Origin of the sequence: cf. Phormidesmis sp. LEGE 11477, from assembly GCF_015207105.1 — a bacterium.
Classification (GTDB): Bacteria; Cyanobacteriota; Cyanobacteriia; order Phormidesmidales; family Phormidesmidaceae; genus Phormidesmis.
Window position 1 is genome coordinate 1 of the sequence record NZ_JADEXO010000089.1, and the last position, 26,877, is coordinate 26,877.

At 49.4% G+C, this 26,877-nt stretch carries 29 protein-coding genes; 16 read left to right on the forward strand and 13 right to left on the reverse strand.

The window, feature by feature from the left end; genetic code table 11:
• On the reverse strand, window positions 1–195 hold a 195-nt coding region (locus IQ256_RS29790), incomplete at its 3' end, for a hypothetical protein (RefSeq protein ID WP_228025124.1).
• A gap of 1,457 nt (window positions 196–1,652) precedes the next feature.
• On the opposite strand from IQ256_RS29790, the gene IQ256_RS20810 reads away from it, so the two are divergent.
• Entirely contained in the window at window positions 1,653–1,883 is a 231-nt protein-coding gene (locus tag IQ256_RS20810) for a hypothetical protein (protein ID WP_193857532.1), read from the forward strand.
• 124 nt (window positions 1,884–2,007) lie between these two features.
• Here the strand turns inward: IQ256_RS20810 and IQ256_RS20815 are convergent, their stop codons facing one another.
• Both IQ256_RS20815 and IQ256_RS20820 read right to left on the reverse strand, forming a co-directional pair.
• Entirely contained in the window at window positions 2,008–5,025 is a 3,018-nt protein-coding gene (locus tag IQ256_RS20815; protein ID WP_193857533.1) for a Tn3 family transposase, read from the reverse strand.
• A 28-nt stretch (window positions 5,026–5,053) separates the two neighbouring features.
• A complete protein-coding gene (locus tag IQ256_RS20820; protein ID WP_228025125.1) occupies window positions 5,054–5,512 on the reverse strand; it encodes a zinc ribbon domain-containing protein in 459 nt (152 codons plus the stop codon).
• Between the two features lie 91 nt (window positions 5,513–5,603).
• Here IQ256_RS20820 and IQ256_RS20825 point away from each other — a divergent pair, with 91 nt between their 5' ends.
• The 11 genes from IQ256_RS20825 to IQ256_RS30120 all read left to right on the forward strand — a co-directional run bounded on the left by IQ256_RS20825 (window position 5,604) and on the right by IQ256_RS30120 (window position 18,593).
• Window positions 5,604–6,491, forward strand: a complete 888-nt coding sequence (locus IQ256_RS20825) for a tyrosine-type recombinase/integrase (RefSeq protein WP_193857535.1) — start codon at window positions 5,604–5,606, stop codon at window positions 6,489–6,491.
• Window positions 6,492–6,810: 319 nt separating this feature from the next.
• The gene (locus IQ256_RS20830; RefSeq protein ID WP_193857537.1) at window positions 6,811–7,479 is read left to right on the forward strand and encodes a TetR/AcrR family transcriptional regulator; all 669 of its coding nucleotides are present in this window, start codon (window positions 6,811–6,813) and stop codon (window positions 7,477–7,479) included.
• Window positions 7,480–7,625: 146 nt separating this feature from the next.
• On the forward strand, window positions 7,626–9,188 hold the full coding sequence (locus IQ256_RS20835; protein ID WP_193857539.1) for an efflux RND transporter periplasmic adaptor subunit: 1,563 nt from the start codon (window positions 7,626–7,628) through the stop codon (window positions 9,186–9,188).
• A 3-nt stretch (window positions 9,189–9,191) separates the two neighbouring features.
• Window positions 9,192–12,422: an efflux RND transporter permease subunit gene (locus tag IQ256_RS20840; RefSeq protein ID WP_193857541.1), complete on the forward strand. Its 3,231-nt coding sequence runs from the start codon at window positions 9,192–9,194 to the stop codon at window positions 12,420–12,422.
• Between the two features lie 359 nt (window positions 12,423–12,781).
• A complete protein-coding gene (locus IQ256_RS20845) occupies window positions 12,782–13,354 on the forward strand; it encodes a TetR/AcrR family transcriptional regulator (RefSeq protein WP_193857543.1) in 573 nt (190 codons plus the stop codon).
• 165 nt (window positions 13,355–13,519) lie between these two features.
• Window positions 13,520–14,140: an N-acetyltransferase gene (locus tag IQ256_RS20850; protein ID WP_193857544.1), complete on the forward strand. Its 621-nt coding sequence runs from the start codon at window positions 13,520–13,522 to the stop codon at window positions 14,138–14,140.
• A gap of 197 nt (window positions 14,141–14,337) precedes the next feature.
• Window positions 14,338–15,075 carry an STAS/SEC14 domain-containing protein gene (locus IQ256_RS20855; protein ID WP_193857546.1) on the forward strand — a complete coding sequence of 246 codons (738 nt, stop codon included), beginning with the start codon at window positions 14,338–14,340 and terminating at the stop codon, window positions 15,073–15,075.
• A gap of 36 nt (window positions 15,076–15,111) precedes the next feature.
• Complete coding sequence (locus IQ256_RS20860; protein ID WP_193857548.1) at window positions 15,112–15,483, forward strand: STAS/SEC14 domain-containing protein; 372 nt, start codon at window positions 15,112–15,114, stop codon at window positions 15,481–15,483.
• Between the two features lie 18 nt (window positions 15,484–15,501).
• Window positions 15,502–16,740 carry a cytochrome P450 gene (locus IQ256_RS20865; protein ID WP_193857550.1) on the forward strand — a complete coding sequence of 413 codons (1,239 nt, stop codon included), beginning with the start codon at window positions 15,502–15,504 and terminating at the stop codon, window positions 16,738–16,740.
• 57 nt (window positions 16,741–16,797) lie between these two features.
• Window positions 16,798–18,027, forward strand: coding sequence for a cytochrome P450 (locus tag IQ256_RS20870; protein WP_193857552.1), 1,230 nt, complete (start codon window positions 16,798–16,800; stop codon window positions 18,025–18,027).
• A 434-nt stretch (window positions 18,028–18,461) separates the two neighbouring features.
• Window positions 18,462–18,593, forward strand: coding sequence for a hypothetical protein (locus IQ256_RS30120; RefSeq protein ID WP_255516226.1), 132 nt, complete (start codon window positions 18,462–18,464; stop codon window positions 18,591–18,593).
• Window positions 18,594–18,997: 404 nt separating this feature from the next.
• Here the strand turns inward: IQ256_RS30120 and IQ256_RS20875 are convergent, their stop codons facing one another.
• The 4 genes from IQ256_RS20875 to IQ256_RS20890 form a co-directional block, all read right to left on the reverse strand.
• Window positions 18,998–19,150 carry a hypothetical protein gene (locus tag IQ256_RS20875; protein WP_193857553.1) on the reverse strand — a complete coding sequence of 51 codons (153 nt, stop codon included), beginning with the start codon at window positions 19,148–19,150 and terminating at the stop codon, window positions 18,998–19,000.
• Window positions 19,151–19,162: 12 nt separating this feature from the next.
• Window positions 19,163–19,432 (reverse strand): hypothetical protein, encoded by a 270-nt coding sequence (locus tag IQ256_RS20880; protein ID WP_193857555.1) that lies wholly within the window; start codon window positions 19,430–19,432, stop codon window positions 19,163–19,165.
• Window positions 19,433–19,627: 195 nt separating this feature from the next.
• On the reverse strand, window positions 19,628–20,020 hold the full coding sequence (locus IQ256_RS20885) for a hypothetical protein (protein WP_193857557.1): 393 nt from the start codon (window positions 20,018–20,020) through the stop codon (window positions 19,628–19,630).
• Between the two features lie 39 nt (window positions 20,021–20,059).
• Window positions 20,060–20,395, reverse strand: a complete 336-nt coding sequence (locus tag IQ256_RS20890) for a hypothetical protein (RefSeq protein WP_193857559.1) — start codon at window positions 20,393–20,395, stop codon at window positions 20,060–20,062.
• A gap of 27 nt (window positions 20,396–20,422) precedes the next feature.
• Here IQ256_RS20890 and IQ256_RS20895 point away from each other — a divergent pair, with 27 nt between their 5' ends.
• Both IQ256_RS20895 and IQ256_RS29795 read left to right on the forward strand, forming a co-directional pair.
• Window positions 20,423–20,833 carry a hypothetical protein gene (locus IQ256_RS20895; protein ID WP_228025126.1) on the forward strand — a complete coding sequence of 137 codons (411 nt, stop codon included), beginning with the start codon at window positions 20,423–20,425 and terminating at the stop codon, window positions 20,831–20,833.
• 482 nt (window positions 20,834–21,315) lie between these two features.
• Window positions 21,316–21,651: a hypothetical protein gene (locus IQ256_RS29795; protein ID WP_228025127.1), complete on the forward strand. Its 336-nt coding sequence runs from the start codon at window positions 21,316–21,318 to the stop codon at window positions 21,649–21,651.
• Window positions 21,652–21,735: 84 nt separating this feature from the next.
• Here the strand turns inward: IQ256_RS29795 and IQ256_RS20905 are convergent, their stop codons facing one another.
• Window positions 21,736–21,888: a hypothetical protein gene (locus tag IQ256_RS20905; protein WP_193857562.1), complete on the reverse strand. Its 153-nt coding sequence runs from the start codon at window positions 21,886–21,888 to the stop codon at window positions 21,736–21,738.
• Window positions 21,889–21,976: 88 nt separating this feature from the next.
• On the opposite strand from IQ256_RS20905, the gene IQ256_RS20910 reads away from it, so the two are divergent.
• On the forward strand, window positions 21,977–22,603 hold the full coding sequence (locus IQ256_RS20910; RefSeq protein WP_193857564.1) for a hypothetical protein: 627 nt from the start codon (window positions 21,977–21,979) through the stop codon (window positions 22,601–22,603).
• Between the two features lie 247 nt (window positions 22,604–22,850).
• Here the strand turns inward: IQ256_RS20910 and IQ256_RS20915 are convergent, their stop codons facing one another.
• The 4 genes from IQ256_RS20915 to IQ256_RS20930 all read right to left on the reverse strand — a co-directional run bounded on the left by IQ256_RS20915 (window position 22,851) and on the right by IQ256_RS20930 (window position 24,160).
• The gene (locus IQ256_RS20915) at window positions 22,851–23,021 is read right to left on the reverse strand and encodes a hypothetical protein (protein ID WP_193857566.1); all 171 of its coding nucleotides are present in this window, start codon (window positions 23,019–23,021) and stop codon (window positions 22,851–22,853) included.
• 326 nt (window positions 23,022–23,347) lie between these two features.
• Entirely contained in the window at window positions 23,348–23,548 is a 201-nt protein-coding gene (locus tag IQ256_RS20920) for a hypothetical protein (protein WP_193857567.1), read from the reverse strand.
• 107 nt (window positions 23,549–23,655) lie between these two features.
• Window positions 23,656–23,817 (reverse strand): hypothetical protein, encoded by a 162-nt coding sequence (locus IQ256_RS20925; RefSeq protein WP_193857569.1) that lies wholly within the window; start codon window positions 23,815–23,817, stop codon window positions 23,656–23,658.
• A 37-nt stretch (window positions 23,818–23,854) separates the two neighbouring features.
• Window positions 23,855–24,160, reverse strand: a complete 306-nt coding sequence (locus IQ256_RS20930) for a hypothetical protein (RefSeq protein ID WP_193857571.1) — start codon at window positions 24,158–24,160, stop codon at window positions 23,855–23,857.
• 645 nt (window positions 24,161–24,805) lie between these two features.
• Here IQ256_RS20930 and IQ256_RS20935 point away from each other — a divergent pair.
• Window positions 24,806–25,147: a hypothetical protein gene (locus IQ256_RS20935; RefSeq protein ID WP_193857573.1), complete on the forward strand. Its 342-nt coding sequence runs from the start codon at window positions 24,806–24,808 to the stop codon at window positions 25,145–25,147.
• Between the two features lie 656 nt (window positions 25,148–25,803).
• On the opposite strand, the gene IQ256_RS20940 is transcribed toward IQ256_RS20935, so the two are convergent.
• Window positions 25,804–26,364, reverse strand: a complete 561-nt coding sequence (locus tag IQ256_RS20940; RefSeq protein WP_193857575.1) for a hypothetical protein — start codon at window positions 26,362–26,364, stop codon at window positions 25,804–25,806.
• Window positions 26,365–26,877: the final 513 nt, after the last annotated feature.

Here is a 26,877-nt window from a genome sequence, read left to right on the forward strand (position 1 = left end):
AGTCATCACGTAATTGCGAAATGTATGACAGCGCTTCGGTACCAACCAACACCACACCGCTCTTCCACCTGGCGACAGCAACAACAACGGCAGTACCGCATGACTGAGGGCGATCTCACACTCTAGCCACTCCCACGAGGTCTTCCCGGAAAACCCCGATATGAACCACCTGAAAGGCGCTGTAACAATTTTCATAGTCTGCAACTGTAGAATCTCTTTAGTAAAGTCAAGTACACTTTGTGATTGCTTTGCATCTGAATGTTCTTGGTACGAGCAAAAGATGTAGATTACATAAAGCTGTTGACATTTTCTGTGAAGAACGGGTATGTTGAGGTTAACCACAACTATGTCTTGACATACTAATTTCCCTCGGGGTAGCCTGTATCTACCCCGAGGGAAATTAGTATTCAGAATTTTGAGACATAGTTGTGGTGACCTTGCCTCAATCATCCTGATTCACTTCAACGGGATGTAAACCCTATAGGAGGTAGCCAGATGGAGGAGATTCTTCTCGTTCTGATGGTGACAGCGCTAGTGAAAGCACTGGCGTCGTTCCTTTCTGACTAGGGCGCAAGCTCCAAAGCTTCAGCATTCAGGTGCTGGAGCTTTTGCTTTCTATCGGAGCTGGTTTTATTGCTGGGTTTGAGCCGTTCCTTTCGTCTCGAATAGAGTGCTGATTAACAGCCTTTACAGCACAATTGAAAGGAGGATTATTATCACAATGGCAAAAACAAATATCTCAAAAAAGCTAGTGCCTCTAGAGATGTTCCTACTCCAGTTGCAATTGAGACAGATAAAATGATTCTCATCTTTTACTACAACTGAATGTTGCCCACAACTAGGACAGGCTATGCTGTGTGGGTGGAGGTGATGCTTTGTGCTTTCTTGAGTTGTGCGTTGAGCCATATCTGAACTCTTTACTTTTTTTAAGGTAATTCGTTGCCTATACCTTGAACTATTACGTCCGAGGCTAATCCTTTTTGTAAGGAAAGTCCCATTCGGTTAATGAATGGTGTTTCTGAAGCTAAAAACTTTTCCTCTTTTATTATTGAAGGTATTACAGCTAGCGCTATAACTAGTGAAAATATAAGCTCTGGGCTCCCGAGAAGAAATATGTCTTTCTCCTCTGAGCGAACATATTGCCCAAAACAAACTCCTATCGTAGTAATCACGACTAAAGTACCTTGCTCGAACATGCTAATTCCGCTGGGTCTGGGCGCGAACAGGTAGGCAAGCAGTGGCTCTATCGTCACCTGATAGACTCTAATCAATCTAGCTACGAGAGTAGGCTGCAGAGAACGTCGGCAGCGAGGACATTTTACGGCGTTCGCAGAGAGTGTGGCCTGACACAGTTTGTTTGGGCATGTTCTTACTTGTAGTCTTGCCCACCCTACTGCTGCAAGTGGGTTTTCTCCACACAAAGAGCAGATGCCATCGCTATCGTCATATACATGGTCGCCACCTCGCAGGCACTGCGGAACTCTGGTCAGTGGAGGTTTTGATGGTGAATCAGTTTTCTGACGTGGAGGTATTGTCACTTCTGAGGCTACAGCGGCGAGTCACAATTAGAAGCCTATCACTCATACTCGCTATATGCCGCACTCTCTTCCTAGATTGCTTCGACAGAGCGGCGCAACTTCGACATCTACACAATGACAGGGCATCCTGACAACATGGAAAGCTTGAACCGTTGCCTTGAAAAACTAGATAGCACTGGACTAGATGTGCTTGACGTTGGCTGTAGCTGGCAAAAGAATGCCCCTACGACTGCTTACCAATTGGGTGAGCAAATCACAGGGGTATTGATTTTGGTTGCTAGCGTTCTACTGCTATACGTGCTTAACGAACTGGTGCGATCACGGCTTAAACAACCTCCAAGCTAAAGCGAGTCGGGGCCATACCCCGACTCGTGCAAAATCCAGCCATATGCTGAAATCAATGTGGTGACCGGGTTACAGCGACCAAAAATTAGACCATCTAGAGAAGTACTAACTAACAGACATTAAATCAGGCTGCTTCCGATGGTGGCGAGATCGGCAAATCGTAGTTCAGCGGCGGTGGCTGACGGGCGACATCGAGGTGATACTGCCCCAGCCGAATGAGATGATCCGTGCCATAGGGATTGATGCCAGCCACCGCCGCTGGGTCGATGTGATGGCCTTCCTGGGCTAGCTCATTGAGAATACGACTCATCTCAAAGACGTTGTAGAGCACGACACAATTGGCCACCAGATGGTTGTACTTGATGCGCTTACGCAACTCCTCCCGGTTATTGGTTCTGAGCACCCCCATATCGCCAAAGGCCAACCACTGAACAAAGGCGTTGAACGATTCACTCTTGTTCGTTGCCCCCTGTACCCTAGCTCTGAGCTTGGCGCTGTGGATGTACTCCATCAAGAAACCCGTTCTAACTGCCGAACCCAAGGCATGAAATGCCTTAAAAAGTTTGTTCTTTCGGCTGTTGGTGTTCAGCTTCCTAAGAATCGTAGAGGCGCTGATCTTGCCTGCCATAATCGAGAACACCACCCGTAGCATGTCGGGCAAGTGCGTCTCAATGAGATCCCAATCCACCGTGTCAGAAAACAACACGTCTATGTGTTGGCAAGGGACTTCTGTGCCTGCTCGAAAAAAGGTCGAATCTCTCAAATTACGGATACGCGGCATCAGCTTGATACCCAGTAAATAGGCTAATCCGAAGACCGTCAGACTCTGGGAATGCGTGTCGCCGTGCAGCGTATCAGGCTGAATATCCGAGTGGTTATTCAACAGTCCGTCAAACAGGTAAAGCGCCTCATAAACACCGCAGGGAATGAAATGGCTGAAGAGCGCGATGTAGTTGTCGGCCACATGGTAATAACCAAGACCACCGTAGCCGCCATAGCGGATGTGATACTCAGCCAACAAATTATTCTCGTAGATATCCCACTTGGTCCCATCGACTGACGCGCTTTTGCCCACCCCCCAGAACCTGGGTAAGGAGAAGCGATTGTAGCCATTGACCACAGACTCAACCGCATAGTGCAGCTGCGTATCGCTGACATGCCGCTGGTTCACCCGTGACAGTTGCTTGCGATCAAAGAGCGAGAGCGACTGGGCCAGCTGGGACGGACCGATATTGCAGCCATAGCAAAACGTCGTAGCCAAGTAGCGAGCAACGGGATTCTCCATCTTGGCTTCGTACCCTGAGACTGGCTTGAAGTGCTTCGTCCACGTTAGCCACTGCTCCGTATCGACCAGTACATCGAGCAGATTAACCGGCTTCATCCGTGCGTTAATCAGCTTCTTCAGTTTCTTTGCGGCTTTTCGACTCTTCGCTTTTGCCTTGCGGATGACCAAACGGTCTGACTTGAAGTAGACGTCTGTATTGGCGGGAAAGCCCTTATCGGTTTCCTCGATTTTGTCTGTCAGCCACGCTCTGACATGTTCTACAAAAGCTGTACCTTCAGTGGGAAAGCCAAGTTGTTCGGCATAGTCATCAAGGTGCTCTTGCATCTCATCCCATGAGATCAGCTGCGCGAGATAGTCCCCAAAGGCTGAACTACCTTCAATATAGAGATCACCAGACTTGAGGCCCAGCAAGATATGAGAGAACACACAGAGTTCAAAGTACTGACGATGCACCTGGGTGGGCACTGCCGCCCGATTCTTCTCACCCGTTACCAGCGTCCACCACTTTGTCGGCACCCAGCTCAGGCTCATCTGAGGCACAGGGGCGACATCCGCTTCGTCTGACGAATTGTCGCTAGTCAACGGTAGCCAAGTTTTCCGGGAGCCTCGATGGGCTCGGATGAACGCAATCGCCGCTGCCAGGGAGTCATCCTGAGTGCTGGGAAAGAGCGGCACGACCGACAGAAAGCGAAACAGCACCGCTCGGTGACTACGATAAAGCTTCGGTAGAAAGGGCAGGTAATTGTTACCGGCATAGGCCAAGTGGTCATCACACTGCGCGATCAGCTCTTGTGGATCGTCGCCAAGGACGCAACCAACGACAGCAAAGCGATCTGCTATCTCACCATCGGTGCTGTGGCAGATCGCTACCTGTCGCAATTTTGAGATCAGCTCATCAGTGCGCTGCTGACTTTCTATCCGATAGTTTTCCAGTGCTTCCTTGGCCTTGTAGTGCATCCGCCTCATGCGTTTGATAAACACCTCAGCGATGTCGTCAAGCGTCTGAGCATAGCGCCGTTGCAGCAGGGCTATTGCCAGGGTTTGTCTTTTGGCCTCTGGCAATTCCTTCATTTGATTGGCCTCTAACGCCTGGGCCTGGGCCGCAAAGTTAGTTCGCTTAATTTCAGGCATCGCAGAGAAGGCTACGCTTGCCATCTGCAAAAGCTGTAGCCAGCGCAGCCGTTCTACCAGACTTTGCAATTCACCGAGTTTTGGACTCCCCGGCTCCTGCTTCACCTCATGCCAAAGTGTTGTTGTTTCACCAACCGCGCAGTAGAACAACTGTGAAAGCTGCATCTGTTCTCCACCGTTCAACGCATCACTCACGCTTTGATAGAGTTTGTTGTTATGAGCAACACGTACCTCTTTAGCCGCTCTCTCCAGCGTCGAGAAGGCAGGCAGTTGAAACCGTTCTTTGACCAGCTCCTCTAGGGCAACGTTAATCAAATCGACCAGGTCATGCTGGGTTTCTATGGCTGTTTCCATCGCTGAAAACATTATCTGCCGCGCTGCCGTGGCAAAGGGCTGCACCTCCAAATGTTGACGAATCGCTTTTACATGACGCTGGCGGGTGCCAGAGGTATCATAGCCAGCGATATCTTCCGGCGTCAGCTGACTGTTAACACTGGCGGCGACGCGGCGAATGATAGTGCTCGACACCTTCGCTAGCTGCATGGGATAGCCCACTGTTTGAAAGGTCTTGAGCAGGACGAGAAAACTGACGATGGGCCGCTCGCCTTTTGTGGTTCGCTTCGCTAGAGCGATCTCCTCATCGGTGGGCGTGTAGAGGGTCTCTAAGGCTTCTGGGCTAGGGTTACTCTTCAACCTGGGATAGGCGGTTTCTTCAACACTGGGCACGGGCGCATTCCTCGCGATAGATTATCCTCTACTCTGCTTTTTTAAGCGCGGTATAGGCCGTGCCGCAGTAGGGGCAGAAGCGGTGCTTCAGAGAAGTAATAGGAGCCTCGCACTGAATGCACTGGTGGCGCAGGCTGCTGCCACAGCGGAAGCAGTAGTGAGCATGGACGTGTAGCCACATAGGGTCAGGTGCATTGCTTGGTTTCCAGCACTGCGGACAAAATTTCAGTGCGCCAGTCTCCTCAACGGCGACCCCTTTGGCCGCTGCCTCCAAGTGGGCTTCGGGGACATCTAGAGCGTAGGCTAGCCCGCGTTTGGTCTTCGCTTTGAGTACTGTGGTGTGAGCGCGTTCAATCTTGCCGATGCTCTGAACGTGAATGCCTGACTTCTCGGCCACAGCTTGCTGACTCATACCGAGGGCTAAGCGGAGCCGGTGGACGTACTCGGCCAGCGATTCTCCGGGCTTTGGGACGTTCGAGGATTTCAAAAGCTTTATAGAAATGGCGAAACAACAGTCTGTCTAAACGATAGAGTAAAGGCTAGTCTTTGCTGCTGATGTTTACCTTTATTTCATGGCCATGCCGATCTCTCTAGCGATGGTGGCGACGCAATTTTTAGACCGACCGGGTCTCGCTCAGAAAACGGTGAAATCCTATGAGCATACGCTGATGCCTTTGCTGGCTGAGTACGGCAGCTGGCCGATAGAGATTTGCGATCGTACCCTCCTCACTGAGTATCTCGATAGTCTCTCGCATTTGGCCTACACAACCCATCATCGGCATCAGGCAACCATTCAAGCCTTGTTCAATTACGCTGTTGAGCAACAACACATTAAGGTGAATCCGATTGCCAAACTGAAGCGACGTAAGCCCGATACACACAAGGGTGAACACGGCTCTGACGAGGTGATTCGCTATCTTACAGCAGACCAGATTAGACGGATGTATCGAGCGGTTGAAACAGATTGTCGCACCCATGCAATCGTGAGATTGTTGCATCGTAGTGGCGCACGAATCTCAGAGCTGCTGGCGCTCGATCTTGAACAAGTCGATCTCAAACAACAGAAGTTTCAAGTCGTTGGCAAAGGCAACAAGCAGCGCTGGTGCTTTTACAGCGATGATGCGGCTCGGCAGCTCAACACCTATCTTAAGCACTACCGACATCATCAATGTCCTGCTCTATTCACCGCACAGCAGCCGATAGCGGGCAGTGTCAGTCGTCTCAGCTATCGAACGGTGCATCAGAACTGGCGGCGGTTGATTGCAGATGTTCCTGATCTAGAAGGTGCGAGGCTCCACGACTTGCGTCATACCTTTGCCACTGAGCGGGTGGGGTTGATGGGGATTGAGGAGCTGAGAGCACTGATGGGGCATGAGTCAATTATGACCACGCTGCGATATCAAAAGGTCACCTCAGCACGCGCTGAAACAGTGGCTCAAAGTGCTCTTAAAACACTAGCCAATTAGGCTACATAATTTCCGAGCTTATTCCTCTACTTTCTTTAGATATGCGGAGTATTGGGGTTACTCTGCGCCAGCAAACTATGGCTAAGACCATATGTACTACTTGCCTACCAAAAAGAGTCTGTCAGTTAGGGCTTTGCTGAATGGTCTTATTTTCGGCAGCTATAACCCAGCTACTAAAGCACTTCTAGAATATGCTTCAACTTTGCAACAGTCGGGAGTAGCACTCCGTTACTTATACGCAGTCATTAGACGAAATAGTATGATATCGCTTATAACTAGAGTGTGACCGACAAGTCACATGCTGCACAGTGCTGTCCTTATGCCTAAGCCAACGTTCTTCAACCTATCTGAAAAAAAGAGACAGAAAATTACTGACTTAGCGATCTCAGAATTTGCTAGTGCTGATTACGATAACGCTTCTATCTCAAATATCGTGAAGCAAGCAAAAATCGCTAAAGGCAGCTTCTATCAGTACTTTGAAGATAAAAAAGACCTGTACTTATATCTGGTAGATTCGGCTAGTGTGCAACGGATTGACTTTATCGAAGCAGCTCGCAAAGCAGAGAAATCAAAGCAGAAAAGAGACTTCTTTCGAGAACTGCGCTGGCGATTTGGTATCAGTATACAATTTTCATTGCATCATCCTCAGCTCACCCAAATTATTAACCGAGCAGCTTATAGCGATAGCCCAGTAAAAAAGGAAGTTTTTCAGCGTCTGCAAGCAGCCTATAAAAAACCGATTCACGATCTGGTCGAACGAGGTATTGCCAACGGTGATTTGAGAGCTGACTTAGATCCTGATTTAGCGACCTTCATGATTTTGACAACTGCGGACAATCTGCGATACTTCATTCCCGAAAAGCTGGAGATAGACACCGAAGCGCTGACAGAGAGTGCCGAGATAGTGCTAGACATGCAGGGCGTAGAGCGCATTTTTGACGGACTCATTCAGGTCTTAGAGCGAGGCATGGGCAGCACTACAGCCTAAATATTCAGCAGGGCTACTAGCGTAACGTTTTGATCTATATCTTCCGGATTAGTTCATCGCTAACCTTTTGCGGCTACTATATGACTAAGCGGTCATGTGACTATTTAGTCATATTGTTCCAGCGTCCGTTTAGCATCGGTAAAAGTATGTCACAGGAAACAGTTAGTCCTTCCGAGTCAGAGGCTACCCAAGAACCGGAAGAAGTGCTGGTACTAGCGGAGCAAGACCTGAGCTTGGTCGAGAGTGCTGATGAAATCCAGCAGACAGAGCCACCGCAAAAGCGCCGTAAGTTTTCCTGGTGGATGCTTCCAGTGTTGGGCTTGATACTGGCAGTGGGTGGTCTTTCTGTCTATCGGTTGCAGGGTAAGAATAGTGAAGTAGCGGCGGTAGCTGAACGTGCGCCGCTGAGCGTGAGAACGGTTGCAGCTGTCGAAGGCGATATTCAGGCTTGGGTATCGAGTGAAGGAACGGTGCAGGCGGTGCGATTCAAGCACTTAGCGTTTGATGTGGACGGCGATATTACTTATTTAGTCAGTCAGGATGGGCGTAGCTTGCGAGCAGGAGATTTGGTGCAGCAGGGTGAGCTACTGGCGCAGATTGATGACCGCAGACTGCAAGCCGATGTAATTCAAGCAGAATCGTCAGTGAATGAGGTTAGGCGACAACGAGGAGCGGCGGCGGCAAGCGTAGCGCAGGCAGAAGCAGGAGTGGCTTCAGCTAGAGCGCAGGTGGCACAAGCAGAGGCACAGAGAAGTCAGGCTGTGTCATCCCGTACGTTGGCCCAAACGGAGTCGCAACGGTATCAGGCGCTGTATGAGCAAGGAGCGATTTCTAATAGTGAATTAGATAACCGAATCAATACTTTTCAAGATGCCGGGGCACAGTCTCAGTCGGCTGATGCTCAGGTGCAGTCGGCCCAGGCACAAGTGAGTACGGCACAAGCTCAGGTCGTTGCAGCCCAGCAGCAGTTGCAGGCAGTTGATTCGCAGATTGATACGGCGCTGGCGAGGTTAGAGCAAGCAAGAATTGCGCTGGAAGGCACTCAAATCTACGCGCCGTTTGATGGTGTGGTGGCCTATTTAAACATTCGAGAGAATGAGTATTACTCTCAGCAGGCAGTGTCTTCTCAGCTGGGTAACTATCAGGAGCTGCTGAACAGAGTGCCCATTGTGGTGATTGACCCAAGTGACTTTGAGGTAGTGGCTGAGCTGCCTGCCTCTTCGGGCGATCGCATAAAATCTGGCCAAACCGCTTTAATCACGCCGAATGTGACTCAGGTAGCGAGCACCAGCAACAATCTTGCAGACCGAGCCGAGGCCAGAGGTGAAGTGTACTCAGTGACCCCTGCGGTCAGCCCTGGCAACCGCTCAATTGATGTCACCGCGCAGATTAGCAGCGGCTTTGCCAATCTTCAGCATGGTGGCAGCGTCACGCTATGGGTTGCAGCAGATGAAAAGGAAAATGCGGTTGTTGTCCCGCTGAACGCGGTAGTTTTCCGTAATCAGGTGCCGTACGTATTTGTAGTAAATGACGAGAATATCGTGGAGCAGCGTGAGGTGGAGCTAGGCGTAGAGGGACTGGATAAAAGGGAGATTTTGAGTGGGGTAAAGCCCGGTGAACAACTGGTGACAGAAGGGCAGAATGGGCTGGTTGATGGCGCTGAAGTAAACGTCACACAGTCTGACTTCACTGCGATGGGAGGTCAGTAAGCCATGAGTAAGAATCAACCACCCATAGGCGCTGTTAATTTGTCCGCACTTTCGGAGCCCCCACCCCGGTTAGAACATCCGGTTAAAGCGTCTGCCTTTACAAAATTCTTCTTTCTGCGAACGGTCTTTGGTATTTTGCTGACTGTTTTGATTGTCGTGGGCGGGCTGCTGGGCTATGGCTCGATGATTAAGGAGTCGAATCCTGATATTGCGGTGGCGATCGCATCGGTCACCACCACCTGGACAGGCGCAGACCCAGAAACCATAGAACAACAGGTCACTAACGAACTTGAAAAAGAAATCAAATCGGTTGAAGGGCTTAAATCGTTAGACAGTGCTTCATTCAGCGGATTCTCTTCTATCACTGCGGAGTTTCGCACGGATGCAGATATTGACAAATCCATTCAAAAACTGCGAGATGCAGTTGCCGAAGCGGAGCCTAGCCTGCCTAGAGATGCTGACCAGCCCTCCGTACAACAAATTTCAGTCAGCGATGCGCCGATTGTCACTTTAGCCCTATTCGGCAATCTCGATCCGGTTGTTCTCTCACAGGCAGCGACCAACCTACAGGACAGATTAGAGAAAGTGGCAGGCGTCACCGACGTAAACCTGAGCGGCGCACGGGATGAAGTCGTACAAATTCAGCTTAATCCTAATCAGCTCGCAGCCTTAGAACTCTCTCCAGCGACGATTGCTAATCGCATTCGCTCGGCAAATACAGACGCGCCGCTCAACGAAATTCAGAGTGACGATATTGGTACACAGGTTCGCTTTTTTGGGCGCTTCCGCGACATCGACACGCTGCGTCAACTGCCGATTACTCGAATTGATGGCCGCCTAATCCGGTTGCAAGAAGTCGCGAGCATTCGCCAGGAGCTGGAGACAGAAACCAGCACAGCCGCGATTAGCATCAACGGTGAACCTTACGAGTCTGTTGTGAGCCTTTCGATTAAAAAGGTACCTGGACAAGACACGATTAAGGTGATTGAGCGTGTTTTGGCCGATGTAGAGCTAGCGCAGGAAGATCCAAACATCTGGCCACCGGGCATGAGCTATCGGGTGACGGCGGATGACTCAGAGTTGATTTGGGATCAGCTAGGAAGCTTGTTTGTAAACGTGCTTCAGGCGATGGTGGCGGTGTTCGTCATTCTATTCATCGCACTTTCCTGGCGAGAGGCGCTGATTGCAGGGCTATCCATTCCGCTGACGTTTTTGGGTGCGATCGCTGTTCTCTGGCTGATGGGTCAAACCCTCAACAACATGGTGCTCATTGGCATGGTGCTAGCCCTTGGCATCCTGGTAGACGTGTTCATCCTTGTGATGGAGGGAATGCACGAAGCGATTTTCGTCTCTAAGCTCAGTTTTGAGCAGGCTGCACTGAAGACGGTGAAAACCTATGCCGCACCTGCCTTTGCCGGACAGCTCACGACGATTCTAGCGATGACACCGCTGATGGCGATTGGCGGCACGATGGGTAAGTTCATCCGGCTGTTACCACTCACAGCAATCATCTGTTTGATTCTCAGCTTTGCGATCGCGCTATTGATCGACATTCCGCTTTCTCGCTTTTTGCTGGCAAATGTAAGTAAGGATCAGCCTAAGTCTCGGGTAGATAAGCTAAGTGAAAAGGCGTCGGAAAAGTTCTCTCGCTGGAGTTTAAATCATACGGTACGCAATCGGGCGACGATTCGAGCTTGGACGGTGGGTGTGCTGGGCCTTTTCATTGTCTCTATTTTCGCTTTTACTCAGGTGCCTACCGTCTTTTTCCCAGAGTCGGATAGCCCTAAGATTGGGATTGATGTGGAGATGCCACCGCAGACGACTCTGACGGTTTCACAGGCGATCGCGGATGACCTCGGCAACATTCTTCGCCAAAAGCCCTACATAGAAAGCATCATCAAATACACCGGCCAGGGCAACACGCTTGTAAGTTCAGGAAGCCTCCAGGCTAGCAACGGCAGCTATCTCTCTGGCTTTTCTGTTGTGCTTGTGCCCGTAGAAGATCGCGAACTCGGTTCAGATGTGTACGCTACTGAACTGCGAAATGAGCTAACTGAAGCCGTACAGCGCTATCCGGGAGCAACCTTAACCCTAAACACCGAAAGCTCCACAGGTGCAGGCGACCCAATTTCTATTGAAATCGTCGGCAGTGACATTCCTCAACTTAGGCAAATCTCTGCCCAAGTACAAGACGCTCTCCGGCAAATTCCAGGCTCCGCCGATGTGCGTGACAATCTGGGCAATCTTCGCGCCGACCTGAAGCTACTGCCCAACCGAGAAGAGCTGGACTTTTATGGCCTTACCGAAGACGATCTCACTACTCAGGCTCGTTATTACATGAGCGCTACCCAGGTCGGGGACTTTGCAACCAGCGGTAATCAAGAAGATATCGAAATTCGATTGAGTACGGCTTGGCCTTCTCGCAATGGCACAGTCGGTGGCCCAACTCGGCGCGATGAGCTTGGACTGATTCGCTTCTTTGGCTCTAATCCTGATAAGCCCGTCATCCCAGCTGGATCTGTTGTAACCGCTGTGCAGGGCGAAACAGCCCTTTCCATTACCCACTCGGGCGGTGAGCGCACCGTAAAAGTACTTTCCAAAACGGCAGGAGACGCCACCGTTGGCCAAATTTTGGCAGCGGCAGAACCCAAACTTGCAGCCCTGCAAGAAAGCTGGCCTGCTGGCTATAGCTACAGCTTTGGGGGTGAAGCGGCAGAGCAAGCCGAAACCTTTGGCTCTGCGGGGCAGGCATTGGGCCTCGCTATCTTCATGGTGTTCGCAGTCCTCGTCCTTCAGCTCAACTCCTTCCGTCAGCCGTTTATTATCTTACTCACGATTCCCCTGGCGCTCATCGGCACCTTCTTCGGTTCCTTTCTCGCCTGGATTCCGTTCTCCTTCACCACATTCATTGGCGTAATTGCGCTAGTCGGCATTGTGGTGAATGATGCAATTGTCATGGTAGACACCATGAACAGCTATCAGGCGGAGGGCATGACCGTAAGGCGAGCAGCCGCAAATGGCGCAGCGGATCGCTTGCGGCCTATTCTCACGACCAGTGTCACCACAATTATCGGCCTCACGCCACTAGCCTTTAGCGACCCGACCTGGATGCCACTGTGCAGCGCCATTATCTTCGGCTTAATTGCCGCAACAGGCACGGCCCTCATTGTGATTCCCTGCCTGTATGTACTGCTGACACCGAAGACAGAAAATCCAAAAATAAGCGAGGTGTAGCTGTTGGCTGATTACTTTGGCAGAAGCAGGAGAGCACGTCGCTTCTTCAAGATCCTGATCACCTCATCTTGCTCGGCCAGTATCATCTCGATGACGCGCGGCATCCACCACCGTTGCACTACGATTAATCCATCCACCACCAGAAAGGGCTAGATAGATTAATGTCTGTTAGTTAGTACTTTCCTAAGAGGTCGAATCTTCGACGGCTGTAACTCAGTTGTCGCAACGCTTTAGCCTATGGCCGGATTTTTCAAGAGTCGGAGCCATACCTCTTTTGACAAAAAGATGGCACAAAAAACCGTCTAGACGGTATAGTTAATTCATGGGCATAATTCACGCCGTATTTTGAGGTTATTGCTATGGGGGCCAGCAAAAAAACAAAGGCTCGATCGGCCACTCGTGAGAAGCTTTTGCAGGCTGCTGCTCAAGTAATTATTGATAGAGGGGTGGAAGCATTAACCCTTGACGCGGTTGCTCAGCAGGCAGACGTTAGCAAAGGAGGATTGTTGTATCACTTTCTGAATAAGAACGCATTGATTGTCAATGTGGGTCAGCAACAGCTTCAAAATTTTGAAGCTGCCCTACAACAGGAATTTGAACAGGATGATGCACCAGGGACGCCTGGACAGTGGACTAGAGCCTATGTGCGTTCGGCAGAACGAACGAGTAAAGAATCGCTCGCATTGATTGCCCGCTTATCATCCATCCTGGTTGAGATGCCGAGTGAACTACTGCAATCAGTAGAAGCTTATGAACAACGCTGGCATCAGCGTCTTGAATCAGACGGACTTGATCCGGTTCAGGCAACAATTATTCAGCTAGCAATCGATGGACTCTGGTTCTCGGAAGCCTTTCAAATGGCTGTCCCCCGTGAAGAAAGGCGGACCCAGATCGTGGAAACCTTGTTAGCCATGACGCGATCACCTCAATAAACCCCCCTCAATAACCACACTAAATTTCAATCGACTGATACAACCTTGACAACCTCTGAAGGTTAGTCAGCCCGTTTGTTCTGAGAATTAGCATATCGCTTCAACCTAATTTTAAGGAGACTATCCATGCAAAGCGATCAGATACAGAAGGCATCTGAAAAAACCATGAAAACAGCTGTGAAAGCAGAGATTGTGCCGTTGCAATCATCAGATTTTGAGATCGCCTCCGAGCATCTCTCGTCAGCCTTTAGCCAAGATCCCTTAATAGGCTACTTTTTTCCTGAAGATCCTACCGCCAAGAGAAAGGCGCTTAAGCACCTCAGTCGGTCATTTCTCAACTTTGCTCAGTCATACGGTCACCTTTACACAACCGCTGATGAACCCAACGGAGTGGCGATTTGGTTGCCTCCGGAAGCGTTTAAAATTACATTGTCACAGCTATGGCAGGTGGTAACCTCTGGACTAATCGCAAGCCCATTTTATATACGTTGGCGTCGAATAATGGACCTTATTTCACTTGTCAACGCAGAGATGCAGCTGCACGATAAGTTTGCTCCTGAACCGCACTGGTATTTGGGAATGCTGGGAGTTTCGCCAAAATGTCAGGGGCAAGGTATCGGAGGCAGACTGCTTCAGCCTGTGTTAGAAAAAGCAGATCGTACACAGACGCCTTGTTATTTAGAAACAACAACACCTTCTGCTGTGCGGTTTTATCAGCGACATGGGTTTGAAGTGGTTCACAAAACAGCGTTTACTTGGGCAATGAAGCGCTATCCCAAAGGCTAATTCCATATGGATTCGATTGGGCGATCGCTAACTCTAGACATAGATTTGCAACGGAACCAGTATTTTTTAACCAGAAGCTAATACCAGTTGTTACAATATGACTGATTAGTCATATGACCTATCGGTCACGTGACAGGTGACTGCATTTACAAGACTATCGCAGCTGCCGTAACAAAAAGAAGAATAGGAGACAGTTCATGATTGAGTACAAAAATCCGCTTGGTAACAACGTTACTGAGATGACTGTTGAAGGTAAGGTGACCGAAGCCGATTTTGATCGAGTCATCAAGCAGATGACTGCCGATATCGAAAAGCACGGCAAGCTACGGCTGCTGGAAGAGATTCGTGGCTTCGAGGGCATGGATCTGATGACGCTGTGGAAAGACGCCCAGTTTGGCCTAAAGCATGTGAATGACTTTAGCCACGTTGCTGTGGTTGCTGATACTGAGTGGATGCGTACCATTGCAGCAGCGGCAGGGAATGTGCTTTCTGCTGAAGTCAAAGCGTTTGACCTCTCAAGCATTGATGCGGCCCGTAACTGGTTGATTACAGCGTCTGACAAAACTTTAGAGTCTGGTCTTCAATACAATCGTGTAGAAAATAGCCCGGTTGTGGAGATTGTTATAGAAGGGAAAATTACAGCTGCAGACATGCAATCTGTCATCAAGGAGGTCGAAACCGATCTAGCTAAGTACGAGAAGATTCGAGTTCTCGAAGACATTCGTGACTTTAAAGGCGTAGACCCTATGGCCTTGTGGGTAGATCTCAAGCAAGTCAGCAAGATTAGAAACATCAGTCATGCGGCAATCATCGCTGACGCTAAGTGGGTAAAAACGGTTGCCGAAGCCATCGGTGGACTCTATCCATTCGAGCTGAAGGTGTACGAGCGCTCTCAGATTGCCGAAGCCAGAGCGTGGCTTGCGGCGGCTAGCTAGAACGAATTCGTACTTTTGGAGACGGAAAGCTCACTAATGATCGCATACAAGAACAATTCTGATAACAACATCGTTGAGCTTGTGACAGACGATGATTCGCCCGAGACAGGTTCAGCCGATATTGTTGCCCAAATAGAAGCTGACATGGCACAACACGGTCAACTACGCATTCTGCATGAAATTCGTAGTCCCTATGGAACTGACCCCTCAACCTTTTGGAAAGATGCCAGATTTGCCCTAGCGCATGACAAAGGGTTTTCCCATATTGCGCTAGTCACAGATGCTGACTGGCTGAAGGAAATGGCGAACTCTACAGGCAGTACGCTATTGGCTGAGGTGAGAGTGTTTCCGCTCTCTCAGCTGACAGAAGCTCGCACCTGGCTAGAAAACGCACAATTCCACCTTTAACACTCAACCCTAAAGCCCATGACATTCAACAATCTACCAACACCGCCCGATCTGACCTCGAAAGAATTTGCTAATAACAAATATCAATACTTTGAGTGGATGCGCAGGGAAGCGCCCGTTGCACACTGTAAATATGTGACCGGCAAAGCCTTCGTTGTCTCTCGCTACGAGGACTGTGTTGCTTTGCTGAAAGACCCTAGAGTCGTACGCGATAATCGCAAAATAGACACCAGCAGCCCGCTTCTCCCTTCCTTTATTCCGCTACCCAAGTCAACTGAGCTAATACTGCACAGCATGATTGGTTCTGACGAGCCTGACCACAAGCGATTGCGTAGCTTAGTGCATCAAGCGTTTACGCGGAAGTCTATGTCTGAGCTGAGCGATCGCATCGACAAACTCACCAACACCCTACTAGATGAAGCAGAAGCTAAAAGCAAAGCAGAAGGTTCTGTTGATCTTAAAGAGGCTTACGCCCTACCAATCCCTGTGACCGTTATTCAAGAGATGGTCGGCGTCTCGGATGCAGACATGCCGCGATTCGACGAGGGTATCGAAGCGATTATTACCGGATTCTCAGGTGTACGAATTATTCTGACGATGCTTTGGGACGTGCCACGGTTGTCTAGTTTTTTGCGTGAGTTGATTGATCGCAAAAGAGAGAATCCTGGTAAAGATATGCTCACTGGGCTGATTCAAGCCGAAGAAGAAGGTCAGAAGCTTACCGAAGATGAGATTGTCAGCATGGTTTTCCTGATTATTGCTGCGGGTTATCAGACCACCGTGCATTTAATTACCAATGGTGTCATTGCCTTGCTTCAGCACCCCGACCAGCTAGCAAAACTGAGAGCTAACACAGACCTAATTGAGTCAGCAGTAGAAGAGATTTTGCGGTTTACCAGTCCGGTATACATCACAGAATTAGCCTACGCCGGAGAAGACATGCAGCTTCACGGCGTCAGTATTCCTAAAGGGAAAGTTGTGACGGCCTGTATCGGCTCAGCGAACCACGATCCAGAGATGTTTGAAAACCCAGAAGTCTTCGATATTGAGCGATCTCCAAACAAGCACCTTGGCTTCGGCAGCGGCATCCATGCCTGTTTAGGTGCGCCTCTCGCTCGAATGGAAGCTAAAATTGCCCTCACTAACTTGCTCAAGCGTAATCCTAATCTACAGCTAGCCGTAGACTCTTCGGAGCTTGAGTTGGAGACAACACCTGGGCTTCATTCTTACAAGCACTTGCCAGTTGTACTTGGATAACACGCTTAATTCACCGCCACCAAAACCACCTACCTATTCATCAGGAGATCGCAGTCAATGGTTACGACACAGACTACCCAAAAGTTGCAGCTCCCACTTGACCTAAACTCTAAAGAGTTCGTAAACAACAAGTACGAATACTACAAATGGATGCAAGAGGAAGCACCCGTCTTCCACGGCAAATTAAGCTTCCTAGATACCTACATACTCTCCCGCTATGACGACTGCGTCAGCTTTCTCAAGGACCCCCGCTTTGTGCGCAACCGCACTACCGCAACAGGTGGCAGCAGAATACCTTTCCCCATGCCCAAATCCGTACAACTGATGGCGCAAAGCATGATTACTGAAGACGAGCCTGACCATCGCAGGTTGAGAGATTTGGTACATCAGGCGTTCACTCGACACTCGCTCGAAAAAATGTCAGCTCGAATTGATGCGCTAACCCACGACCTGTTAGACAAAGCTGAGAGAATAGGAACCGTCGATCTCAAGGCAGCTTATGCCCTACCGATTCCAGTCAAGGTTATTCAGGAAATGATGGGTGTAGATGACGAAGACATGCCCAAGTTTAAAGACGGCCTCACCGCGCTAAAAGACGGTTTCTCAGGCTGGACAGTGGTACGCACCTTTTTTTGGGATATGCCTCGTTTGTCTACGTTTGTCCGCAAGCTGATTGAGCGCAAACGTCTTAATCCTAAAGACGATATTCTCACCAAGCTAATTCAGGCGGAAGAAGAAGGCGAAAAACTCAATGAAGATGAGCTGGTGAGTATGGTCTTTTTGATGATTGTTGCAGGATACGAAACCACCGTGCAGCTTATTACTAACGGCGTACTAACTCTCTTACAACATCCCGAGCAGTTAGAGAAACTTAAAGCACAGCCTGAACTCATCGAATCAGCCGTAGAAGAGATTCTGCGCTATTTCGGCCCTGTACAGAGCACGAAGCCTGCCTATGCCTTAGAAGATGTAACGCTGCATGGCGTTACCATTCCTAAAGGGGCAGCTGTTATGCCCTTTTTAGGCGCAGCTAATCACGATCCGGCTGTGTTTGAGAATCCAGACGTATTTGATATTGAACGCTTTCCCAATAAGCATCTCGGTTTTGGCAGTGGTATTCATGCTTGCTTGGGGGCACCGCTGGCTCGGATGGAAACGAAAATAGCACTGACTAACTTGCTCAAGCGTAGCCCAAACCTTTGCTTAGCCGTTGACCCGTCAGAGCTTGAGTTGCAGGTGAGACCGGGCTGGCACACTTACAAAAAGCTGCCGATCACATTAGGATAGTTCTGTTCTCTTTTGCAATCTGTTCGACCTCCCCGTTTTGTATAGGTTTTGAACGTGCTGACAATAGCCAAGGCATATGTCTTCCTTTCCACTGACGTAGAGTTTTAGATACATTCTGTACCAGCAGACTATGGTGGAGGGCTTCTATACTATTCGCCTACAGAAGATTGTCTGCTAGTCAGTACTTTTTTGGATGTCTAATTTTGGTGGCTGTAACCCAGGCGTCGAGACGCTTTCATCATATGGCTGGATTTTGTACGAGTCGGGGCCATACCCCGAGTCTGGTCGCTTTTCCGGTTCTTGCACTTGACCTTTAGGTTAGGCTAACGCCTGCTGTAAGACTTCAAGTGATACTCGCACTTTAGGCAGTCACCTCTAGAGAATTGGGGCTGTACAGCTTAGGTGTCTACGCTCTACCGTTTTAAGGAATAGCAGTGAATATCAATCTGGGGCTGTGCGCGATCACCGCGATCGTGACACTGGGCTTGACCGCCCTGCTGATTGGCGGTTCTATCTCGGTTGGCTTTCGCGACGCTAGCGTGCGTGTAGAATCAGCATCTGAGTAGCAGGCCGTCAGCGCGATCTCCACAGCCCGAATCCATCGCGCCGCTACCGCTAATAACTAGCAGAAGGGGTAACGGCATGGACTTAGAACCTCTCGCAATCGCGATCGGGGTCTAAGTCCGTGCCTTCTGGACTGCACCCCTGTTCAACATTCGCGTAGTAGCGGCTGAGACAACAAGGTGATCGCGCTGTCAGAAAAACACAGGTAGCAGGCTGTACCTTCGACTTCAGCCTTAGCGACCACGGCAATCAGTTAACGAGGGCGATCCCGCTTCTGAAAGAAGTGATTGTGTGTAATCACGTCATCACAGTCAAACAGCACAGACAATTACACCTTGCTCTAGCAGCACCCCACACCCCTCGTCCTAGCCAGTGACAACGTAGATGCGGGGGTCGCTGCTCTACATCAAAAAGACAGTTGCATAGTGACGGTGGCGGCGACAGCGGCGAGTGACGGGTAGGGCGATCGCGCTAGCAGATAAGTGCCAGTAGCCGACAGCCTACACCAAACCGCTATTGCTCCTGTAGACAGCAACAACGCCAGCACTCCATGACTCAAGGAGATCACTCTCTAGATGGCAGAGAATATGGGGCGATCACTCCTTAGCAATACAACTGAAAGACAACGGCCACTGAACAGACCAACCGATAGAGCGCACTCAGGAGAGCTTAACTCGCCTGCTGTTCTAGCCGATGACAGCAGTTGGATAGAGGCGATCACTTCCTGTCGAAGGAGATAAGCAGGGGGGCGATCGCTCAACCAGAACTGCGAAGATTGGCTTTTGATTTCCGTACAGCTTTCAAAAGTAGCAGCGGCGACGGCAGTACCAGCCAGGGGCAATCGCTCTCTGTACGGAAAAGACGATTACGTGACAGCGTGTAATCCCATCATCACAACCGAGCTGCACAGGCGCTGGCAAGCAAATAGGAAACAGTGTGCAGACTATCTCACTTCTTGATGAATTGGAAGTCTTGCTACACAGATCTAGTTTTAGATCTACGGATATATGAGTTGACGCATCCGCCGGATAGAGCCTTAGCTTAAATTCCAAGTAGCATAGGTTATTCCAGTTTCAGGATCTTCCCCAAGCTCATCAGGAGAACTTGACTTGCAGATACTGAACAAAAACGTCTCTAATTCTGGCTTACTCAGCTTCCTTCCGTAGACACTATTAACGGTAATCAGTGGCTCACTATTACCTACATCTGGATTTTTCAAAAAGCCAGACGATAGAAGAGAGCCTTCAGCCAGGAGTCGAGGCACGTCGACATCCTCACTCCAGAATCCTAATTGCCCAGCAGCGTTTAGCATCTGAGCGTGCTTTCGACTGATGGACGCAACGGCGAAAGGCATATCATCAGGAATACTCGACCAGTTTATGGTGCAGCCAAACAAAAGCCGCTCAGTTTCTTCTCTAGTAAAATTCATCCCCCTCCTTGGATTGGAATATAAGGCTCCGAGCTGCAATCAATCTTCTTCAAGTTTATCGTTTTCAATCTCCTCCAATCGAGAAAGGAGTTCAGGAAACCAATCAACGTTCCTCTCAAGGGCTATAGGTGCGATCGCACTTATCATGAAGAGTGTGGCCGAAACCCAAAATGGAACTATCTGGTAATGGAGCAGGAGTATCGCCCCCATCATCATAAAGAAATACAGCAAAGCACGGTACGCTCGCGATAGGTAGGGGACAAAGCGAATCTCTAAAAGAGCCCCTATAAGAACTCCTAGTATCGCGGCCACGTATGACAGGTAAATGATTGCAGATATCATAAACTCTTCAGTGTTCGAGGTAGCTAGAAGCATAGATATTTCAACCAAGTTTTAAGCAGCTTGAGTAATCTTATCGCCTCTGTCAACACCGTGCGTGAAGCGCGAGTCCTTCTCCCCATCAATCATCTCACAGCGATCACTCATTCACCGATGAAGTCAGTGGCTGCTCACAAGCCTGCTGATGAACAGAATTACTCTGAACAAGTCGAACGCGAGGTCGCTAACCTCATTAGTGAGATCATCCAGTACAACCACCAGCAGGCCAAAGACGACTCCGAAAGATGGATGATCAATCAGTCCACCCTCAAGCAACTCTCTACCCGCAATCAAAACATCATTAAAAGAGTATTAGAGGGAGAGATGGCCGACGAAGTACAACAACATCACGATACCTACGGCCTGCATGGCAGAATGGCCAATCGCGGCAAAGACATTGAGGTATTGAAAACCGCGCTCGGCATTCAGAAATAAAGAGGGGCGATCTCACTATTCTTAAATTCTATATAGAATGCGAACCTATGCAGCAGCAAGCGGTAGGGGCGATCGCTCGCTAGCAAATGTGATTACGGGTAATCACGTCATCGCAGCGGCTCACTAGACAACTGCTAGCAGCAATTACACGCGCTCTAGTAATTTCACCTTTAGACCAATCGGTGACGGCGAGCGGATAGGCGCGATCGCTCTGACGAAAACCAGACGGAATGATGAGCGTTAATTGAGCAGCAAGAGAGCAGTGAGCGATCGCATCTTAGAAGAAGACATATTGTTATTGGCTTATCATATGAATGACCAGGCAGATGACCCGTATGAAACGACGCGCAATATATTGCCCTCTCACCTGAAGAACGCAATCTAGTGTAATCCCTATGAAATGTATTCCTCCCCTCGATAGCCCCAGAGTCGAAGTCAAGACAAAACGACGGATATCTCAGAAGGAAGCCCAGCCCTTAGCTATGGATGACAGCCTGGTTAGGCCAGGCCCAACGTATATAAAGACTTTGTACATAGATGGCGAATCTTGTATTTCGATTGACTATTGCCCTACGAACTACATCCCGAGTGATGAGAGCGTCTACCAGGATTTTTTAGAACACGTAGGTAAAACAAAACAAAAGATGACAGCTTTAGGGATAGATTTTAATGAGCAATCGCTCTTGCAGGCTGCACAAGCCCCTCTAATCCCAAAGGAGTTGGCTGCAAGCATGAGACCATTGGAAGAACTGTTGAACGCCAGAAAAAGGCCATCGCTCCTCGCAGCCTTTGGTCGCTGGTGGCAGCGACTGCGCTAGGCTTTTCTTTTCCTTCAAAGCAATCGCACTATGGATAGAATAGAGCATTGGTAATCGTACCGCCAGTTTTAGATTCCATATAGACTACGAAAATTCGACTAGCAGGCGATCACCAATGCTAAAGAATTCCTCAAAGGAGCAGCGATCGGCTATGCCATAGTCGCGCTGGTTGTCGCTGGCGCTTGGATTAGCGCCGAACTGAATAGGAAACCGATAAGAATCGTTGTTCCGATGCATCCCGACTCAGCCAAGACCATATAACCCACGAACTCCAGGCATTTTAGCCGATCACATCTACAAATAAGCCAGAAAGGTAGAACACCAGATGGAACCTAAACACGAATTAGAACTGCTACTCTCCTTGACTGAAGCCGTTGATAGTCGTAAAGGCACTCAGTGGCCATTAGTAGAGAAAGAAGAGTTCATGAAAAGGCGCTGTGATACTGCTCGGTGTCACTTAAAAGCTAGGTTAAAGCACGAAGCCCTTACGGGCAATCATGGCTTTGTTGCCGCTCTGCCACTCTATAGAAGCGACTTCAACAAAATGATGGGAAAGAGCGTTCTGAAAAGACCGGAGCTCTACAGCATAGATAGTCCTAGCTACCACCAGTTCATCGAATATCTCGCTGAGTTAGGACTACAGTCCTTCATTGACCGAACTGGGCGCTGGCAAGACTCACACTCAGCCAGTGGTGAAATGGTCCACTCAGCCAGTGGTGAAATGGTCTTGCTTCGGGACGCCCTTTCTGATCTAGGCATGATGAAAATGACTGCAAACTACCTCAAAGACCAGGGTTTACGAATAGAGACGATAGGCGACCTTTTTGACTACATACCGCACTCCTTTTCTTGGTCTCTCTACGTTCTACTACCAAGAAAAGTACCACCCAGGTTTTCTATTCTGAATGAGCTAGGCTTTTTTACTCTCTACAGAGATTTTGTTAAGGATTAGACTACCCTACCCACTTCCGGCAACGGCACATAGTCACGCTTCCACCAATCACTACCAGGCAGCAACCGTGCATCGAACAGCTCAAAGCTGCGCTCGGCATTCAGAAATAAATAGAAGGGCGATCTCGCTATTCTTAAATTCTATATAGAATGCGAACCTATGCAGCGGCAGCAGAGGGGGCGATCGCTCTTCAGTAGAAAAATTGTTTGGAGCAGCTTCATAGCTACCCCAAACGCTCAACCGCCGACTACTCGGATGCTGCTTCAAATTCTTCCACCCAATCAGGGTAGAGTTCTTCCAAACGACCTAGCACTTCTGCATGTGTACTGCTGCCAACAGTGCCAGGCGCGTAGCTCATAAGCTTTTTCATTGCGTAGTTGAACAGCCGCTCAGCCAGCACCTTTGTCAGCTCAGGCATATAGACAGCTCTAGTCTTACAGACGGAACGAAACGCTACGACTTTCGATAAATCCGTGTCTTTGTTCGTGTTATCAGACGACACATCGATAACAATCTGTCATTCTACCTTCTCCATCTCTATCGCCTCGACTAACTTCTAACTAGCCAAGGCGATAGCCGCTCTCCTAAAATGCGAATGGGCAATCTACCAGTTTTAGATTCTATGTAGAATGCCAAAATCTACTAACCATTCTTACGCTGCGGCAAACTAGACTAAGGGCGATCGCTGCATCATTCAATTCAAAGAACTACAACAATCGCTCATCTATCAAAGCCTGAATTAGTTTAAGACTCTAGAAACTCTAAACTCTTCGGCTCTGGCAGATCACACCACAAGTCTGGTTTATCGACTTCTTTATCAACATTATCTGCCACCTCCAGACGAGACTCGTACCACAGATTATCGGCTTCGTTGAAATAAACTATCGCCTTCCGGTGATAGCTTGTCGGTGTTTCGTAAAATCCCAGGACTCTACTATTTGTCACTGGAAGCTCATAGTTCGTTGCACGGATGGTCACTATTATCAGTGTTTCTTTCATGATGAATCTGATTGCGGGCTACACTTAGTAACCTCGTTCAGCTCTCCCCGGCGTTAGCACGGCAGCAAATTCCTCTGCTCTTCCAGACACCACTTATGATCGACGACGGCGGGTAGCAGCGATCGCTTTTCTCTAGCACTCCTCGGCCTAACTAGCGACAGTAGGCGAATATGGGCGATCGCTGCTTTACCAAAAACCAGAAAGACGGAAAGCAACAGACAAGCTTAGCAACTGGCGCTTCCCAACAGTCTCCTATGCTAGCCGACTCACTTCCGGCAGCGGCACGTAGTCGCGCTTCCACCAATCGCTACCAGGCAGCAACCGTGCAAAACAGCTACCGTTCTCGCGCTTGCAGCATACATACAGACCATCGCCGTTGCCTAGAACATCCACTAGCTCTGACTGCATGAACGCATCCGCCTGCTCCTCTCGCAGCGGGCAGACTGCTTTTAGCTCCCGGTACGCCAGCGGCGTAATCTCGCGCCACTGCAATCGGCCTGCCGCCCAGTCCTCGTCAATCACCGGGTGCGGCCATTCTAGAATTTGAACTGTGTACATGAGCAATCAGAACGCAATGTTTCAGAATGCCCATACTGGCTGTGTACCTGCACCAGCAGTACAGTCGACGCAATAGGAATGACGGCAGGAAGCGGGCGATCGCACTGACAACTGACAAGAGACGCAGCGATCACAGGCTATGAAGCAGCAGCAGCCGGGGTGATCACATTCAGACCTACAGGGAAGGCGATCACACAGGGAACAGCGACCGTAGGCGGATAAGCCCAGTCTTGTTGCTTCAGTAATGCTAGTGGGTCATTTGCTATGCATATAGGCATATAAATTGACGAGAATAGAGCAATCTCACGCTCTATCAACTGTGATTACAAGTAATCACGTCATCGCAGACAGGTAAGGGCTGACCATAATTACATTCCGCTCTAGCACCCCGCACCCTTTAGCCTAGTCAGTAACGGCGGGCGGCTAGGGCAATCTGCCTTTCGGGGCAGATGGTGGTAGAAGACGGTGGCGGCGATCGCTCATCAGTAAAGCCAGAAAGACGGTAAACGTTTAGCTTTTGTATTGAATGGCAAAAATCAGTCCGCTAAACTGTTTAAACACACTTATAGTTGAGCTATTTTGAGTAGATTGGAAGGCGATATCAAAGTAAGGTTAGAGCCACTAAACTGGCGCTATAGATTGGAGTTGGAAAACCCTGAAGAGGGAAAAGACTTGCCCATGCTGGTAGCAGCGCTAGAGAAAACGCACAGCAACACCTTAAAAGAGCAATTTCGTACAATGTACCCGCTTCAGGTAGACGAAACGCTTAGCTTCAGCCTCGGTTATTACGAACCTGAACATCTGTTAAAAATCACCCAAATCATAAGAAGAATAAACACCGATCGTGATTCACAAAAGAGAATCAGTGACGGGTCGCTCGATGGTAACCTACCAACATTTACAGCTGTTTTATCTTATGTTCGAGCTGAAAAGTCCGTCGCAGATTGGGCCAATGAAGCAAGGGCAAAGGCGCAGTCAGAATGCTAACTGTCTTCAAGGTGATCACATGAGGAGTAGTGGCAACAGGCAAAGAAACTAATCTTACGGCTCCGATGATGCTAGTGACCAACAACAACCAGCATCGGGCAAGCTACGAGAGTTTTAATACCGTCTATCGTTTTGAGCTTGACCATTTTGGGGTTAGCCGCCAACTACACAGGCAGCTGCGTCGATGCTCAGGCGGGAGAGGGCAATCGTCTAAAGATCGTAGGAGCCGACGCAGTATGTGAAGGTGTGTTGTAGTGTCACCACCGCTACCCTGGCTCCTATTAGCAAAGAGGCAACTTGCTTTCAACGGACCCTAGTGTACGACCACAGCAGCCACAGTACTAGCTATCAGCCAAGGCACCTATGGACAGAGACATGAAACCCTATGAGCTGTACCGAATACTGGGAGAGTCAAGGCATAGACCCGCTCGACGCGGCGGTGACGCGGATGCCGTAGCCGTGACGCCATCGGCGTAGTCAACGGTCACGACGTTCTTACCACCAGCTTATTCCTTTCGCTCTTCCTAGCGGCACTGCTTCTCGCGAAAAGCAATGGTCCGCTCTAACATTCGTGCAGTCTCTGGATGCCGCTCTAGATAGTCGCTAACTCGATTGGCATTAGACCCTGACAGCTTTATTTTGGAGTTAGCACACATTCACTTTTTGAATAACATTGAGAGGAGAAAGCAAACCAGAAAGAAGCCTGTCAGTGCCATACCAATGCCTAGATTCGCTGCCCTCAGAAATAGCGTGCTGATCAGCAGGCCCGCTAACCAAAAAAGGATATAAAATTCCGGCGATCCTTTCTTCAAGAAGAATACCGGAATCACTAAAAGCTCAGTCAAGATCGCGTACAGCATCACACTCGTAAACAGATCCTCCGGTGAGCTTACGGCCAGCAAGCCCGTCACTAGACGGCGGGGTGTGAGGACTAAAAACACAATAGCTAGCAAGACGACAGCTGATAGAACGCCAGCTACTAGCCCCGGCCAGAAGCTATTGAGATTAATCACTACTGCGCTCCGATCCCCAGCGAGTAAAGCTGCCTGCTTCGCCGCTAAAGCATCCCCGGCCCACGCCCAGACTACATAGCCCACTCGCTGACCCCTTATTTGGTACGCAATGGCTGGAGCCGCGTCGGCGCTGGCAAAAATCAAAATCACGCTAAGCATCTCCCAACCAAATTGACTTTTATCGCTTTCGATCAGCAATGGCATCTGTAACAGTAGCGCACAGCAAAATGCCGCTATTAGCTCCTATTCATCCACGGCGGTAGCCGCTCTCTAAAGATCATCAATTAGGGGACAACCGCTCCACACGGACAGCTCATAGGGCAACAAGCAATATAAGGGATGATCGCTCTTTCCATTAGTGATAAGAACCGATGATAGCGGCGACGGCCAGCGCCGCACGGCGATCTCGCTTCGGCAAACCGGACAAGTCGCTACTACAACTGAAATCTCGGGATTAAACATTAGCTTTTCACTATCGTTAATAGCCTAACTGCAAAGTCTTCTAGCTCAGCAGGAGAAAGGGGATATCCGGGTCCACAAAGAAAATCATCCAGAATCTGGTCAATAGAAACTATCTCAGAGTCAACGGGCGGCTCTAAATTACATATCACGGTAGTGCATTTTAGTAAAGGACAGAGGAAAAAACAGGTTCTTCGCTTTCTGCCATCTTCTTTCTGACTGAACGGTTGTATTCATGAATGAACATCCATATTGCAC

Excerpts from the sequence above, each read along its gene's own strand:
- IQ256_RS20810 (WP_193857532.1), top strand. The coding sequence starts at position 1,653 with ATGACAGGGCATCCTGACAACATGGAAAGCTTGAACCGTTGCCTTGAA.
- IQ256_RS20825 (WP_193857535.1), top strand. The coding sequence starts at position 5,604 with ATGCCGATCTCTCTAGCGATGGTGGCGACGCAATTTTTAGACCGACCG.
- IQ256_RS20830 (WP_193857537.1), top strand. The coding sequence starts at position 6,811 with ATGCCTAAGCCAACGTTCTTCAACCTATCTGAAAAAAAGAGACAGAAA.
- IQ256_RS20835 (WP_193857539.1), top strand. The coding sequence starts at position 7,626 with ATGTCACAGGAAACAGTTAGTCCTTCCGAGTCAGAGGCTACCCAAGAA.
- IQ256_RS20840 (WP_193857541.1), top strand. The coding sequence starts at position 9,192 with ATGAGTAAGAATCAACCACCCATAGGCGCTGTTAATTTGTCCGCACTT.
- IQ256_RS20845 (WP_193857543.1), top strand. The coding sequence starts at position 12,782 with ATGGGGGCCAGCAAAAAAACAAAGGCTCGATCGGCCACTCGTGAGAAG.
- IQ256_RS20850 (WP_193857544.1), top strand. The coding sequence starts at position 13,520 with ATGAAAACAGCTGTGAAAGCAGAGATTGTGCCGTTGCAATCATCAGAT.
- IQ256_RS20855 (WP_193857546.1), top strand. The coding sequence starts at position 14,338 with ATGATTGAGTACAAAAATCCGCTTGGTAACAACGTTACTGAGATGACT.
- IQ256_RS20860 (WP_193857548.1), top strand. The coding sequence starts at position 15,112 with ATGATCGCATACAAGAACAATTCTGATAACAACATCGTTGAGCTTGTG.
- IQ256_RS20865 (WP_193857550.1), top strand. The coding sequence starts at position 15,502 with ATGACATTCAACAATCTACCAACACCGCCCGATCTGACCTCGAAAGAA.
- IQ256_RS20870 (WP_193857552.1), top strand. The coding sequence starts at position 16,798 with ATGGTTACGACACAGACTACCCAAAAGTTGCAGCTCCCACTTGACCTA.
- IQ256_RS20885 (WP_193857557.1), bottom strand. The coding sequence starts at position 20,020 with ATGAATTTTACTAGAGAAGAAACTGAGCGGCTTTTGTTTGGCTGCACC.
- IQ256_RS20890 (WP_193857559.1), bottom strand. The coding sequence starts at position 20,395 with ATGCTTCTAGCTACCTCGAACACTGAAGAGTTTATGATATCTGCAATC.
- IQ256_RS29795 (WP_228025127.1), top strand. The coding sequence starts at position 21,316 with ATGGATGACAGCCTGGTTAGGCCAGGCCCAACGTATATAAAGACTTTG.
- IQ256_RS20905 (WP_193857562.1), bottom strand. The coding sequence starts at position 21,888 with ATGCATCGGAACAACGATTCTTATCGGTTTCCTATTCAGTTCGGCGCT.
- IQ256_RS20910 (WP_193857564.1), top strand. The coding sequence starts at position 21,977 with ATGGAACCTAAACACGAATTAGAACTGCTACTCTCCTTGACTGAAGCC.
- IQ256_RS20915 (WP_193857566.1), bottom strand. The coding sequence starts at position 23,021 with ATGCCTGAGCTGACAAAGGTGCTGGCTGAGCGGCTGTTCAACTACGCA.
- IQ256_RS20930 (WP_193857571.1), bottom strand. The coding sequence starts at position 24,160 with ATGTACACAGTTCAAATTCTAGAATGGCCGCACCCGGTGATTGACGAG.
- IQ256_RS20940 (WP_193857575.1), bottom strand. The coding sequence starts at position 26,364 with ATGCCATTGCTGATCGAAAGCGATAAAAGTCAATTTGGTTGGGAGATG.